Raw genomic sequence first — 13,365 nt, forward strand, 5'->3', positions numbered from 1 at the left:
TCTTATAAACACAAAAACACCGTAAAATTCATTTTCTGAATAATACGGCGTTTTTGCCTATCACTAAGTTTTTATTATTACTTCACTAAATAAGAAGACTGTATTTTAGCCATATAGATGTTTATTACAATTCAATACAATCTACAATTATGTTTATTTAATAGTTGTATATTAGGAATTTATTTAACTAAATTTTCCCCATCTTTAAATGCTCTTACAGATAACTCATTAAAAATTGCCAAATCAGAATTATGACTAGTTCCACAATAATGAATACTATCCTCTAACTTCCAACCTAATTCTTTTAACATATTATTAGCAAATTCAACGCCATCTGCGCCTATTTTAGAATCTTGGTTTCCTTGGACAAATATCGTTATAAATTTTTTACCTGGATGTCTTGGTTTATAATCATTGCCAAGCATTGGAAATGTACGGTCAAACCAAACCTTTGCTTGACCTGTAATTCTATAATAATATATTGGAGAACCAAATACTATAGCATCAGCTTCCTTAATAGCATCATACATTGGTTGGAGATAATCATTAACAGCACACCCATCATGTGTACGACAATAAAAGCATCCCTGACATCCACGAATTCCAGGATTATTTAAATCAAATTCAATAACCTCAGCACCTTTAGATTGTGCTCCTTTTGCAGCTTCTGCTAATAATTTTGAAGTATATCCATTTTTTCTTGGACTACCATTGAAAATAACTACCTTTGACATTTCACATTTCTCCTTTTAATATAGAATCTTCTTAAATCAAGTCAATTATCTATTGACTAACTTCATTATATTAAGTAACATATAAATTAACAAGTACGCAAAAAATGTTTAGCTACTAATATTTATATAAGTAATGGAGGTTATCTTTATGGAAGACTGTTCTATAGAATATGCTTTAAAAATTATAAATGGAAAATGGAAACTATTAATCATTTGGGTTATGTCCCAAACTGGAGTTATCCGATTTAATGAATTACAAAGAAAAGTTAGCGGAATATCGAGTCTAATGCTCTCAAAAAACCTAAAAGAGCTTGAAGACGACTGTCTTATTATTCGTCGTCAATACAATGAAATTCCACCAAGAGTAGAATATGAACTATCAGAACTTAGTCAAAAACTCATAGTTGTTTTACAGGGTCTTGGTGAATGGGGAGATGAAGTTTATAAATATAAAAAAGAAACATTGTAATTTTTATACTATACTTCACCACATTATTCAACTTTCAAAGTACAATTTTATTATGTGAGAATAGAACATTGTATCTATTCTCACATAAAGCTTTATTTAAGTTAATTTCTTTAAACTATCCAATTTTATCTTTTATGCATAAGTTAAAAATTCCCCAAACCATGAGGCTGAGGGAACATAAAATAAGCTTTTACTACTCTGTTACTGGATTATTTTATTTTTTAAACATTAGTCATATTTTAACACGGCAATTCCTGAATAATTTTTAATATTTGAACTATCTAACTCAAGTTCTGCATACTCTCTTGCTGGCAGCTCTGATGCGGATATAAATTTATCAACCTTTTCAAATTTAAAACCTAACACTCCTAATGCTTTTGTTCTATAGTGCATTGGTATAATAACTATAGGCTTTAACTGCTGCATTACCTTAACCGCATCAAAAGCATCTATTGTATATCCTCCCCCAACAGGAATAAGCAGTATATCTACATTTCCTATTTCCTTCATAATATTAGAATCCAGAGTATGCCCTAAATCACCACAATGACAAATATTTATCCCATCAACATTAAAATTATATATAGTATTCTTGCCCTTCTTTGCTCCTAATACTTTGTCATGAAAGGTCTCAACACCTTTTATTTCTATACCATATTCAAAAAAAGTATCTACTTTATTTATGTGTACAAAGTCCCCCTTTACTGCTTGTATACAATTATGATCACTATGCTCATGACTTGTTGTTACTATCTCTGCTTCAAGCTCCTTTGGCAACTTATACCCTAAAGCATCCTTATAAGGATCCATCAATATTCTTGTACCATTTTTAGCTACCACCATAAAACATGACTGCCCAAACCATTTAATTTTCATTTAAAATCCCTCCATACTAAGTTAATTTTTTATATAATCTAAAATAAACCCACACAGCATTTAACAGCAGTAATGCACTTGTTACAAAGAAAACACAACTAATTCCAAGTCTTGCTGCTACCTGGCCTCCTAAAACTGAACCAGCAAATACACCAAAATAACCTGCCGATGTTGTAAAACCAAAAATTCTTCCTGTAATAGAAGTTGGCGTAATTTTTTTAACCAATATATTTACAGACGGATTTAATCCACCCAAGGTTAAGCCTAATAAAAAGCGAAGTATCATAAGCTGCCAAGGATTTTTTACAAAAGCCTGTGGTATATAAATAAGTCCTGCAGCTATAAGTGCAATTAACATAACTTTATGTGCTCCTATTTTATCAGAAAGCTTACCTAATCTAGGCGCAGCAATTATATTAGCAAGTCCCGAAGCTGAAAATACCAATCCAGATATAAGCGCAATATGGCTAGTATTTTTGCTTAATTGTGTAACATATACAGTTACAATTGGCTCAATTGTATACAATGCCATAGTTATTATTAAAAAGGTTACAGACAATACAATAGTTAAGCTCTTCTCCGGAATGCTACTCCAAACCTCTTTCGCCGTAAGTATTTTTCTATCTTCTCGGACAAAAGATTCCTTTACAAATAGAAGTGTCGTGATAAAAGCAATTAAAAGTAATCCACCTGTTATAAAAAATACATATTTTACCCCAAATAATTCTTCAATAAGTCCTCCAATACTCGGACCAATAAGCGAACCTGCAATATTTGCCGTTGAAAGTGTACCTAATGCATATCCAGCATGTTCCTTATCAGTTTGTGTTGCAATAAGTGTAGTGCAGGCTGTACCGTAGCCAGTTATAGCTCCCTGAAGTAATCTCAGTCCAATAAGTACATATACATTTGATGCTAGCCCCATGGAAGCTATAACCAATGCCATACCAAGACTCGCCCTTAAAAGCATTGGCTTTCTCCCAAATTTATCTGCAGCACTTCCCCAAATAGGAGCAAAAATGGCTGAAATAACAAAAGTACTTCCAAAAGCAATTCCTGAAAGTTGTGAAATTGAAGAAGTATTAGAAATACCAAGGTGTTTTATATAAAGAGGCATTATTGGTGCAATCTGACTCATTCCTATTCCCGTTACGAACATACTAAACCAGCAAACTAATAAATTTTTCTTCCACATTTTCATAGATATCCTCCCCTTCATGTCTTTTTCATATCAAAAATATCAACAAGAAACGCAATATCATTTACAGTATAATTGTAAACTATATTTTATAGTTTGTAAATAATTAATATAGTTTAGTAAAAATATTATATGATGATAAACTATTTTTAAGAAGCGTAATTACAGGAGAGTGATATACTCATGCAAAAACGAAATTTAACAAAAGAAAAAATTATTCTTGCTGCTTTGTCATTAGCAGATGAAATTGGTCTTAATCAAGTAACTTTTCCTAAACTTGCAGAGAAGCTTGGTATAAAATATCCTTCTTTATACAATCATTTCAATAATATAGTGGACCTAAAAATAGGAATGACGGTTTATCTTTTAAATGATCTAAATTCATCATTAATGAAGAGATTAATTGGAAAAAGTGGTGATGAAGCTATTAGATAATTTGCCAACATTTACCTGGAGTTTGCTTTTGAAAATAGAACTGCATACGGACTTTTTATGGATATTCCAAGTACAAAAAATGAAGAAATAGTCTCCAAATGATTTTTAAGGATTTAAAATTTTTCTAGACATGCTCTTGAATTCTCTAAAATATACTATTTAACTCTATCATTTAAAAAAGAGTTAATGCTCCCTTGTTAGAAACATTAACTCTTTTTTAATTATTATAATATATTTAGCTTACTTTTAGGCTCTTCACCATTCTCTACACGTTTTATATTATTCACAAAGAAATCATATCTTTTTTTGTGGAATTTGAGACCGTCAGGCATGCCTGCTGTATGTGGAGTAAGTATCACATTGCCAAAATTCCTGAGCTCGCTGTCAATAGGAAGTGGTTCAGATTCAAACACATCCAGGCATGCGCCTAAAATATCCTTGTTTTTTAATGCATCTATCAAGTCTCTTTCATTTACAATCCCACCTCGGGCTGTATTGATAAAAAGTGCGGTGCTCTTCATTTTCTTGAATACTTCTTTGTTTATCAGCTGTTTGGTCTGTCCATTCAATGATACATGTACACTTACTATATCTGATGTGCTTACAAGAGTATCGAAATCCGTTATTTTCACAAAACCATCAGACTGTACAGCCGCATTCCTAGCATAAGCCAGCACATTCATATCAAAAACCCTGCAAAACTCAGCTACTTTTTTACCTACGGCTCCCAAGCCGATAATCCCAATCGTTTTGCCCTTTAATTCACTTCCTGTATAATCCAATTGATTTTCATCCATCCTATTCTTCATGAAAGCATCAAGAAACGGTATATTTTTATAATAAGATAATATCAGTGCCATTACGTGCTCGGCCACTGCCTGTGCATTCACTCCTGCAGCATTGGCCACCCAAATACCCTGCTGTGTGCAAGCATCAATATCTACATTATCAAACCCTGCACCCGTCTGTACCAACTTTAATTTTTTTGCTATAGATAGTAGGCTGCTGTCCACTTTAATATGTTCAGGTATGATTACCTGACAATCTTTAATATGATTCAGCATTTCTTTACCTGGTGGGATAATTACAACGTCCCATTCTTCTGGAAAGTGCCTTATGATATTTAATTTTGATGCCTCTGTAAAATAGCCGACTATAAGAATCTTCATTGCTAAACCACCTTTCATGCTATATATTATAATTGGAAATTTTATCTTCATTTTATAATAAATATTGTATAGCAGATTTTTAATTTTATCAAAGCTTTATGGATTAATTGTTCCCTAATTTTTGATTTTAAATATAATAATCTAAGAACTGCCTATATTCTAACAAAAAGACACTCAACCCCAAGATTGAATGCCCTTTATAATACTTAAGTTCTATTTTATTTCTTTAACGCTTCTTACAATTCCACCCTCAAGCATTACTTTGATGCCACGGTGATGAACCTCTGAGTTTGTAAGGATTCTTTGCACAACCCCTTCAAGAATGCTTTAAGCTTTCAATTGCATTTTTTGCCCACATTGAATCTCTAAATACAGCTCTTCCTACACCTATAAGATCAGCTTTGCCAGAAGAAAGTAATTTTTCAGCAGCCTTGGCATCTATTATTCCACCAGTTAATATAACAGGTATTGAGACAACTTCCTTAATGGCCTCTGTAATTTCTGAAAAATATCCTTGTTCTTTAGATCCATCTGGAGCAGTATAACCGCATAATCCACCTGATATATCTAATATGTCTATTCCTGCTTTTTGGAATTCTACGGCTGCTATTTTGCTATCTTCTATTTTTGTTCCTCCTTGCATGTAATCACAAGCTCCAAGTCTAAGAAGAACTGGAAATTCATTACCTACCGCTTCCTTTACAGCTTTTATAACTTCTAGATGAATTTTTATTCTGCCTAATACATCTCCTCCATATTCATCAGTTCTCTTATTTGTTATTGGTGAATAAAATTGATTTAAAAGATATGAATGCGCAGAATGAATTTCCACACCATCAAAACCTGCATCTTTTACGCGTTTTGCTGCTGCTTTAAAGCTTTCAATTATTTCTTTTATTTCCTCTTTAGTAAGTTCTTTTGGGACATCAGTCTTCTTTAGTGGATTAATTACAGCTGAAGGGCCTACATTCTCATATCCCCCTGTAATATCTATGTTAGTTGCACTTCCTGCATGATTAATTTGCATTATTGCTTTTGAATTATTTTTATGAATAACCTCTGCTAATTTTTTCAAGCCTTCCATATTGCAATCCTCTGCTATAGAAAGCTGCCCTTTACTCGCTCTACCTTGAGGTGTTATATAGCTATGTTCTATAATAATTAAGGATATATAACCACCTTTAGATTTTTCATTATAATAATCTAGTATTTCCTGACTTACCATTCCATTATCTGATTTTCCAGTTGCCATTGGTGGAAAAACCAATCTATTATTTAATGCAAGTTTACAGTTATCTAAAGCTTTAATCAAACATGACATTTTCATCACTTCTTCTTTCTTTATTTTTATACTTTCTTCTATTATATAACTTATCTTACTTTAAAACTTTTCTTAAGTACCTTAACTAAGAACTAATTATCTATATTATATTCGTACTTATAGGCAATTACAATATAACTCTCATCCCTATACATCTGGTGCCATTAAAATAAAAAAACTATGAAATTACTAATCTAAGTTATAATAAAAAGCACCCAACCCCAAGATTGAATGCTCTTCATAATACTTAAATTCTATTTTATTTCTTTAACTCTTCCTACAATTCCACCCTCAAGCATTACTTTTATACCACGGGGATGAACCTCTGAGTTTGTAAGGATTCTTTGCACAACACCTTCAGTTAACTTTCCAGAACGCTGGTCTTGCTTTTGAACAACAAGGACCTTTGTTCCTACTTTGATATTTTTTCGTATCGTTCCATCCATAGTATTACTCTTCTTTCTTATTTTCTATAAAGTTTTATGACAGTTTCAACGTGCATGAAGACGACTATAAGGTGAAAAGGAAACCATCTTTTTCATTGTACACTTAATCCTTGTTTTAAACAATTTTAACAAACTCGTTCTTCACAGTAAGCTGACACTGCGTATAATCGTTTAATGTCTGTTTCAGATAATTCACTCATTGAAGTATTTAATTGTACTTATCCGATATAAGTAGTCTCATGTCAAATACATCAGCAGCATAGTCAATTCTTTAATTGCTTTTTCTGGGTTTGTTTTATCCATCTTAATTCCTCCTCATAGCTAAATCACAATTGTTACATACTAAATTTTCGTTAAGTTCATCATCTCAAAAGGTTTGCCGCCACTTTTAAGCTTTTTCTACATGAATTATACCTTAATTGAAAGCTGATTAGCTATATTATATTCATACTTAAAAGCAACTGATATATAAATCTATACACTTATATATCAGTTGCTTTTAAAATTAAAAAAGTCTATGAAATTACCAATCTAAAACTTAAAAAGAAGGGTAACATCCTCCGTCTGGACTTTGTTCTCCTCTATTATCTAAATACACTACATTGTCATTTACAATTTTGTTTTTTTATGTTTAAAGTATTTTTTTCTTAACTTCTTATCTGCTGCCGTTCTATAAAAAGTTTTTTTCAAATTCACCTTTGAGTTTGTCCGACATAGATTTTCTATTTGAATTTTTGTTTTCTACTATATCCTTAATTGATTTAACAACTCTTAAAATGCTTTCCATAAATACCTTAAAAACTACTGCTCTCTATTTTTAATAGTTTTTATCCATGAAATGATAGTATCAAGAACTAATTTAGGATTTCCAGTATTACAATGGCTTGCTGCATTCTCTTTCTCAGTGAACATTCTATATGTTAATGATTTTACGTTTTTAAGGCTATCAATAGCATCTTTATATTTTTCTATACGTATTAAATGATCTTTTTCAGCACCTAGTAACATAAAATCCTGTGTAATCCTATCCGCAACATCCCTATATTCATATTTATTTGCTGCAAGCATGTAATCATAAGGATTATTTACCCCCATATTATAAAAACCATGATGCATTGACCAATCTATTAAAGGTTCCTCCTTCATCTGTTTATACATTATATCATTTACAGCATCTTTATCATTTTCTCTTAGCAATTTTATTAAAGTCTCTTTTTCTTTTGTAGAAACAGCATCAAGAAGTAATTCAAGCATATTAACACATACACTCCAGGCTACAACTCTTTTTATTCGATTTTCAAATGCAGCCGCCCTTGGTGCCAGAATAGCCCCCATGGATATGCCTATTATTGTCACATCTCTTAAATTGTAATGATCTAGTAGAGCCTTTACAGGTCTTTCCCATTTAATTGAAAATGTAATGCCCTGTTTTCTTAATACATTTCCCTGACCTGGACCTTCAAATAAATATACCTCAAATCCATTTTCCCTAAGATATAATACCGAAGGAAGGAATTCTTCCATATAGGAATCAAATCCCCCATGTATTAAAATTGTATCTACACACTTCCCTTCAGGTACCGCATGTATTACTGGAAGATACCCTTGATCATATTGAACATGGTCAAATTTTAATATTCCAGATTGAAACAATTCATCATGATATTTATAAAACAACTCTATTGCCTTATCATATGTTTTTATTTTATCTGGGTTACCGTCATACATAAAAAATTCTGTCATTCTGAAATATGCAATAGCATCTTTTATTCTGTCTTCCTTTAATGCCTTTTTAGCAAGAAACATCATTTCTTTTTCCCATGCTTTAATATCAGTTATTTTTTTAGCAAGCTCTAAAATTTCATCAAGATTCCCATTACTTACGTTGTAGGTTCGGTTTAATTGATAATTAAAATTAGGATTAGCATGTAATTGATATTCACCTAGATTGAAATCAACATTATTTTTCATATTAACCATCATTCCCTTCACCACAATATATATGTCCTAATAAATTTTATTCATCTTTTAAATGTGAAAATAATTTCAATGCATTATCATGATAGATAGCATGACGCTGCTTATTATCAAGCAAATTAGTTTTATCTAAAGCATCCGCTAATATAATACTCCCAAACCTTGGTGTATACGGATAATCGCTCCCATATAATAAATGCTCAACATTAACAATTTGCAAAAGATCAGCTAATTGTCTAGGAAGACAAACTCCAGCCACATCATAATATAAACTTTTTAAAGCATCATATATATCTATCGTATCTGCCTCTCCTTTTATATTCTCACCAAATAAGTCTGGTGTCATTTGAATTGCAGGAGCAATCCTATCAGCAAGTATTGGCAAAAAAGCGCCAGCATGAGGAATGATAAATTTAATATCAGGAAATTTCTTTAATGTCCCTTTTAATATCATATTAATTACAGTACGAGTTGTATCAAAGAAAAATTCCATCATAGGAATAGGCAAACCTTCAACAACATTTTCAGGAACCTTACTAGGTTTATTTGGATGAAGAACAACCACGGCTTTATGCCTGTTTAACTCTTCAAATACAGGATTCAAACAAGGATTTCCTAAATAGACTCCTTGCGCATTAGTAGGTAAAGCAAAACCATCAACCTGCAAAATATCCTTTGCATATTGAATTTCTTCTACACTATCTTCTACATTAGGCAATGGTAAAGAGGCAAAAAGACCAAATCGATCAGGATATTTTTTTACAAGTTCTGCTCCATCTTCATTTACTTTTCTAGCTAAAATTTTAGCAGCATCTCTATCCCCAAAATTAATATGAGGAGATGAAATTGATAGCATTGATCTAGATATGCCTAGCTGCTCCATTGTTTTTAAATGTACTTCCGGATCCCACTTAGGAGTTGGAAATCCATCTGGGGTTCTTTCTCCTCTAGTTAATAATGCAGCCTTATAAGCTTGTGGTAGATAATGTACATGCATATCAATTTTAGGTATACCATTTCCTTTATAGTTTTTTATTAGACTTTCTAGGTTATTTTCCATAGCTTATCTCCTTTATTTTTAATTTTGACAATTTTGATTTAGTAAAGTAATAGGAATTCCTTATATCAAAAGTGGCTTTTGCACATCCATAATATTTATTCTATTCTTGATTATCAATAATCATTAATGTATACTTTTTCTTATATTAATAGCTTTAAGATTATTAATTTAAGGAGTGTGAAAAATATATGGACTTACTTCAATTAAAATATTTTCAGACAGTTGCTATGCATGAACATATGACCCATGCTGCTGATGAACTTCATGTGGCACAACCATCTTTAAGTAAAGCTATTGGGCGTTTAGAGGAAGACTTGGGCATTCCTTTATTTGATCGTATAGGGCGACAGATTAAACTTAACCAGTTTGGCAAAGTATTTCTTCATAGAGTAGAAAGAGTGTTCCTTGAGCTTGATGATGCAAAAAAAGAACTATGGGATATGCAAGGTAATGAAAACGAGAAAGTATCTATAGCTGTAAATAATTTATATCCATTCTCAAAACTCCTTGAAGGTTATTTAGAACTTTATCCACATGCAAGTTTTCGTCAAACCATAGGCACAACAGTTAAAATGCAGCAGCAACTTCAAAATGGTGATGTTGATTTTTGTATCTCTTCACTACCTATTAAGGGTGACTATATAAAATGCATACCACTAATAACAGAAGAAATATTTTTAATTGTTCCTTACGGACACAGATTTGCAAATCGTAAGTCTATTAATTTAATTGAGGTAGCCAATGAACCATTTATCAGCTTACCGAAGGGCTTTAGTATACGTGATTTAACAGAAACACTCTGCCATCAAGCCGGTTTTACTCCAAATATTATTTTTGAAAGTGATATAGCAGCAAACATAATAAATATGATTAATTTAAATCTAGGAATATCTCTACTCCCAACATCTCAATGGAGTGGACTCCAAGAAAATAAACCTTTTGCTTTGCATATAATAGAACCTATTTGCAAACAAACAACTTCTTTATCTTTTGTTCAAGATCATTATTTATCAAAGGCAGCTAAACAATTCAAAGATTATATAATTGATTATTTTGAAAAACATAGATATAACAATTGTTAGAGATGTAAATTAGATCTACCGTATCAATCTATATTTAAAAATTTATAGGTAGTACTTGAGCCTATTTTATCTTATTGAAAGCCTTAGTAATTCTATCAGCCATCAAATCATAGCAATGATCGGGAGATTCAAGCCCTAATTGCTTGAAACCTAAAAAACCGTGAAGATCTCCAGGATAACATACATATTCTGCTTCACCCCCAGCATCAACCAATGCCTGCGCGTAGTCCTGATTTTCATCTCTAAATATGTCGAATTCAGCTGTAATAACTAATGCAGGAGGAAGTCTATCAAAGTGTTTAGCAAGTAACGGAGATGCCAGCTCATTATTACCATCAACTATGCGATCCTTATATAGAAATTGAATAAACCATTGAATACCATATTGTGTAAGCCTGTATCCCTTACCATTTTCTCGTCTGGATTTTCTTTCTCCCATATCATTCCAATCAAAGCATGCATAAACAGGCATTTGGAAGGCAATGGGGAATTCTTGTCTATCTCTAGCCATCAGGCAAATAGAACCAGTAAGAGTTCCACCTGCACTGTCACCTGCAACGCAAATCTTATTGTTATTTATATCAAATTTCTTAGCATTTTGATATATAAATTTTACAATTTCATAGCATTCTTCTTGAGGATCTGGAAACCTTTGTGGCGGGCAAAGACCATATTCAATACTTATTACAAGGCATTTTACTCTGCTGCATAATTCTCTGCAAGTAGAATCTCCATGTTCAATATCTCCTAATACAAATCCACCACCATGCATCCAAATAATTACTCCATCTGAAGCTTTTTCTTCGGGAGTATAAATTCTAATTCTTGTATCTCTCACTGAAGTTTTAACAATGCGATCTTCTACTGAACCAACCTGTTTGTGAACTCCTTTACCTGCTTTCACCATTTCAAAATATAGCTCTCTTACCTTATCAACTCCCATGTCATACATTTTATCAAAATCTTGTTTTAAAAATTCATTATACTTAGGATTTAACGGCATAATAATTTTCCCCTTTCATTAATTAAATTAAATAAAGATAGGTCATTTCTTGAATTTTGCTTTCCTCATGAGGATGTAAAACTTCTTAAAAGTCCTAACATCTACTATTATATTAGCTATTATTGTTAATGACTAATATATATTTTTCATACATATATGTATGAAAAGCTATTAATTCAAGAAATACTTTTTACATAATGATTAAGGTGAAGGTATCGAATTTAACTTATTAAAAAACACCGTAAAATTGAATAATACTGTGTTTCAAAAAATATATAGTTCTTAATAGTTGTGATGCTAAAAATTACTATCAAGAATCAATTTATCATAATTCTTTTTCTAGAAAAAAAATAATAAGGAGAACCTCCTCCATTTTCCGAATACAAAATCACCTGGTTTTTCATATAAAAGCAGGTGATTTTATATTATATTTTTGTACATAGTTGACGAAGTGCCTAAAATTAAGGATTTCTATATAATTTTTCTTCGTAGCAACACAACCGTCTCCACGTGCATGAAGACAAGCTATAAGGTGAAAAGGAAACCATCTTTTTCACTGGGAACTTTAATCCTTAGTTCAAATAATTTTTAACAAACTCGTTCTTCGCAGTAAGCTGACACTGCATATACCTTTAAATATCTTTTATTAATAGCTATACCTAATCAATTCTATTTATAATCATAAATTGCCCAATACCTTTTCCCTTCACTTAATGATACCCATTTTTGAAATATATCATTAAGAACACGTTTAAATCCTAAGCTAATTAAATCATAAGATCTTGATCCCGTTTCAAGTAAAACCTTATTATCATGCTCTTCACGAATAAGAAAACTATCATTGTTATATTTGAAGCATAATGTTTTTTTATAAACTCGTGTACAATCCTTAAACGATACATCCATATAGTATACTCCCATAAAGTCACTAAAACCATCATCCAATGATGAGCTATAAATACTAATAGTGTTTTCATCTTCTATATCACATTTGCATTCTTTACCTTTATAAATCGCATACATTTCATTCTCTATCATAGCTAGCATTCTCTTAATATGCTAATGATTGCTTTATTAATTTACCTGTTAATACGTCAATTGAAAAACGCCAATCATTTCGTCCAAACTTATCTGCCATTTCTTCATCTCCTTGACATATTATTTCTATTTCATTGTCATTTTCTGACAAACTATAAAATGTATAATGCATAGGAGCTTTAACCTCATATAGACTATCTCCTACATTATTCAATACAATTATTCTACTATTTGTTCTTTTTACACCAACCTGAACAACAAATCTTTTATGTTTTTCACAATATTTAATTGAAATCAAATCATCAACTATAAAATCATGAATTTTTGCATTATCATAGCAAACCACTTTTCCACTTTTTCTTGCATATGAATAAATTAGTCTTCCTTTCAAATCATAATATTCATTTATCTCACTTTTATCATTATCCAATCTTTTAATATATACTTTGTTTAAACCATATTTCTTTGCTACTAAAACATCTGCTATCTTTATTTCAACTATCTCGCCATCCTGTTCCCATTTGACACTTTCATCGATTTTAATATTCATTAATACT

At 31.4% G+C, this 13,365-nt stretch carries 14 protein-coding genes and 1 pseudogene; 3 read left to right on the plus strand and 12 right to left on the minus strand.

Annotation, left to right across the window (positions count from 1 at the left end):
• Positions 1-179: 179 nt before the first annotated feature.
• Positions 180-734: a flavodoxin family protein gene (locus ACJDT4_RS21015; protein WP_406789562.1), complete on the minus strand. Its 555-nt coding sequence runs from the start codon at positions 732-734 to the stop codon at positions 180-182.
• A 148-nt stretch (positions 735-882) separates the two neighbouring features.
• Between ACJDT4_RS21015 and ACJDT4_RS21020 the strand changes: the two genes are divergently transcribed.
• Complete coding sequence (locus ACJDT4_RS21020) at positions 883-1,203, plus strand: winged helix-turn-helix transcriptional regulator (RefSeq protein ID WP_406789563.1); 321 nt, start codon at positions 883-885, stop codon at positions 1,201-1,203.
• A 228-nt stretch (positions 1,204-1,431) separates the two neighbouring features.
• On the opposite strand, the gene ACJDT4_RS21025 is transcribed toward ACJDT4_RS21020, so the two are convergent.
• Together ACJDT4_RS21025 and ACJDT4_RS21030 are read right to left on the minus strand one after the other, a co-directional pair.
• Positions 1,432-2,079 (minus strand): MBL fold metallo-hydrolase, encoded by a 648-nt coding sequence (locus tag ACJDT4_RS21025; RefSeq protein ID WP_406789564.1) that lies wholly within the window; start codon positions 2,077-2,079, stop codon positions 1,432-1,434.
• Between the two features lie 16 nt (positions 2,080-2,095).
• The gene (locus tag ACJDT4_RS21030; protein WP_406789565.1) at positions 2,096-3,280 is read right to left on the minus strand and encodes a multidrug efflux MFS transporter; all 1,185 of its coding nucleotides are present in this window, start codon (positions 3,278-3,280) and stop codon (positions 2,096-2,098) included.
• 180 nt (positions 3,281-3,460) lie between these two features.
• Between ACJDT4_RS21030 and ACJDT4_RS21035 the strand changes: the two are divergent.
• Positions 3,461-3,802 (plus strand): annotated as a pseudogene (locus ACJDT4_RS21035) (TetR/AcrR family transcriptional regulator); the annotation flags it as partial.
• Positions 3,803-3,936: 134 nt separating this feature from the next.
• On the opposite strand, the gene ACJDT4_RS21040 reads toward ACJDT4_RS21035, so the two are convergent.
• The 6 genes from ACJDT4_RS21040 to ACJDT4_RS21065 all read right to left on the minus strand — a co-directional run bounded on the left by ACJDT4_RS21040 (position 3,937) and on the right by ACJDT4_RS21065 (position 9,685).
• Positions 3,937-4,881: an NAD(P)-dependent oxidoreductase gene (locus ACJDT4_RS21040; protein WP_406789566.1), complete on the minus strand. Its 945-nt coding sequence runs from the start codon at positions 4,879-4,881 to the stop codon at positions 3,937-3,939.
• A 213-nt stretch (positions 4,882-5,094) separates the two neighbouring features.
• Positions 5,095-5,190 (minus strand): DUF2196 domain-containing protein, encoded by a 96-nt coding sequence (locus ACJDT4_RS21045; RefSeq protein ID WP_406789567.1) that lies wholly within the window; start codon positions 5,188-5,190, stop codon positions 5,095-5,097.
• A 7-nt stretch (positions 5,191-5,197) separates the two neighbouring features.
• Positions 5,198-6,202, minus strand: a complete 1,005-nt coding sequence (locus ACJDT4_RS21050; protein WP_406789568.1) for an NADH:flavin oxidoreductase — start codon at positions 6,200-6,202, stop codon at positions 5,198-5,200.
• Positions 6,203-6,456: 254 nt separating this feature from the next.
• Complete coding sequence (locus tag ACJDT4_RS21055; RefSeq protein WP_406789569.1) at positions 6,457-6,648, minus strand: YwbE family protein; 192 nt, start codon at positions 6,646-6,648, stop codon at positions 6,457-6,459.
• Between the two features lie 801 nt (positions 6,649-7,449).
• The gene (locus ACJDT4_RS21060; protein ID WP_406789570.1) at positions 7,450-8,619 is read right to left on the minus strand and encodes an alpha/beta hydrolase; all 1,170 of its coding nucleotides are present in this window, start codon (positions 8,617-8,619) and stop codon (positions 7,450-7,452) included.
• A 46-nt stretch (positions 8,620-8,665) separates the two neighbouring features.
• The gene (locus ACJDT4_RS21065) at positions 8,666-9,685 is read right to left on the minus strand and encodes an amidohydrolase family protein (RefSeq protein ID WP_406789571.1); all 1,020 of its coding nucleotides are present in this window, start codon (positions 9,683-9,685) and stop codon (positions 8,666-8,668) included.
• A gap of 188 nt (positions 9,686-9,873) precedes the next feature.
• On the opposite strand from ACJDT4_RS21065, the gene ACJDT4_RS21070 reads away from it, so the two are divergent.
• Entirely contained in the window at positions 9,874-10,767 is an 894-nt protein-coding gene (locus tag ACJDT4_RS21070; RefSeq protein ID WP_406789572.1) for a LysR family transcriptional regulator, read from the plus strand.
• A gap of 61 nt (positions 10,768-10,828) precedes the next feature.
• Here the strand turns inward: ACJDT4_RS21070 and ACJDT4_RS21075 are convergent, their stop codons facing one another.
• From ACJDT4_RS21075 to ACJDT4_RS21085, 3 genes are all read right to left on the minus strand, one after another.
• Positions 10,829-11,770, minus strand: coding sequence for an alpha/beta hydrolase (locus ACJDT4_RS21075; RefSeq protein ID WP_406789573.1), 942 nt, complete (start codon positions 11,768-11,770; stop codon positions 10,829-10,831).
• Between the two features lie 669 nt (positions 11,771-12,439).
• Positions 12,440-12,808 (minus strand): hypothetical protein, encoded by a 369-nt coding sequence (locus ACJDT4_RS21080; protein WP_406789574.1) that lies wholly within the window; start codon positions 12,806-12,808, stop codon positions 12,440-12,442.
• Between the two features lie 13 nt (positions 12,809-12,821).
• Positions 12,822-13,358, minus strand: coding sequence for a hypothetical protein (locus ACJDT4_RS21085; RefSeq protein WP_406789576.1), 537 nt, complete (start codon positions 13,356-13,358; stop codon positions 12,822-12,824).
• Positions 13,359-13,365: the final 7 nt, after the last annotated feature.

The sequence above is a fragment of the Clostridium neuense genome, assembly GCF_045310695.1.
Classification (GTDB): Bacteria; Bacillota; Clostridia; order Clostridiales; family Clostridiaceae; genus Clostridium_S; species Clostridium_S neuense.

Bases quoted from the DNA above. Each gene is read 5' to 3' on its own strand.
- ACJDT4_RS21015 (WP_406789562.1), bottom strand. From the start codon at position 734: ATGTCAAAGGTAGTTATTTTCAATGGTAGTCCAAGAAAAAATGGATAT.
- ACJDT4_RS21070 (WP_406789572.1), top strand. From the start codon at position 9,874: ATGGACTTACTTCAATTAAAATATTTTCAGACAGTTGCTATGCATGAA.
- ACJDT4_RS21040 (WP_406789566.1), bottom strand. From the start codon at position 4,881: ATGAAGATTCTTATAGTCGGCTATTTTACAGAGGCATCAAAATTAAAT.
- ACJDT4_RS21065 (WP_406789571.1), bottom strand. From the start codon at position 9,685: ATGGAAAATAACCTAGAAAGTCTAATAAAAAACTATAAAGGAAATGGT.
- ACJDT4_RS21075 (WP_406789573.1), bottom strand. From the start codon at position 11,770: ATGCCGTTAAATCCTAAGTATAATGAATTTTTAAAACAAGATTTTGAT.
- ACJDT4_RS21030 (WP_406789565.1), bottom strand. From the start codon at position 3,280: ATGAAAATGTGGAAGAAAAATTTATTAGTTTGCTGGTTTAGTATGTTC.
- ACJDT4_RS21085 (WP_406789576.1), bottom strand. From the start codon at position 13,358: ATGAATATTAAAATCGATGAAAGTGTCAAATGGGAACAGGATGGCGAG.
- ACJDT4_RS21060 (WP_406789570.1), bottom strand. From the start codon at position 8,619: ATGAAAAATAATGTTGATTTCAATCTAGGTGAATATCAATTACATGCT.
- ACJDT4_RS21020 (WP_406789563.1), top strand. From the start codon at position 883: ATGGAAGACTGTTCTATAGAATATGCTTTAAAAATTATAAATGGAAAA.
- ACJDT4_RS21025 (WP_406789564.1), bottom strand. From the start codon at position 2,079: ATGAAAATTAAATGGTTTGGGCAGTCATGTTTTATGGTGGTAGCTAAA.
- ACJDT4_RS21080 (WP_406789574.1), bottom strand. From the start codon at position 12,808: ATGATAGAGAATGAAATGTATGCGATTTATAAAGGTAAAGAATGCAAA.
- ACJDT4_RS21050 (WP_406789568.1), bottom strand. From the start codon at position 6,202: ATGTCATGTTTGATTAAAGCTTTAGATAACTGTAAACTTGCATTAAAT.
- ACJDT4_RS21055 (WP_406789569.1), bottom strand. From the start codon at position 6,648: ATGGATGGAACGATACGAAAAAATATCAAAGTAGGAACAAAGGTCCTT.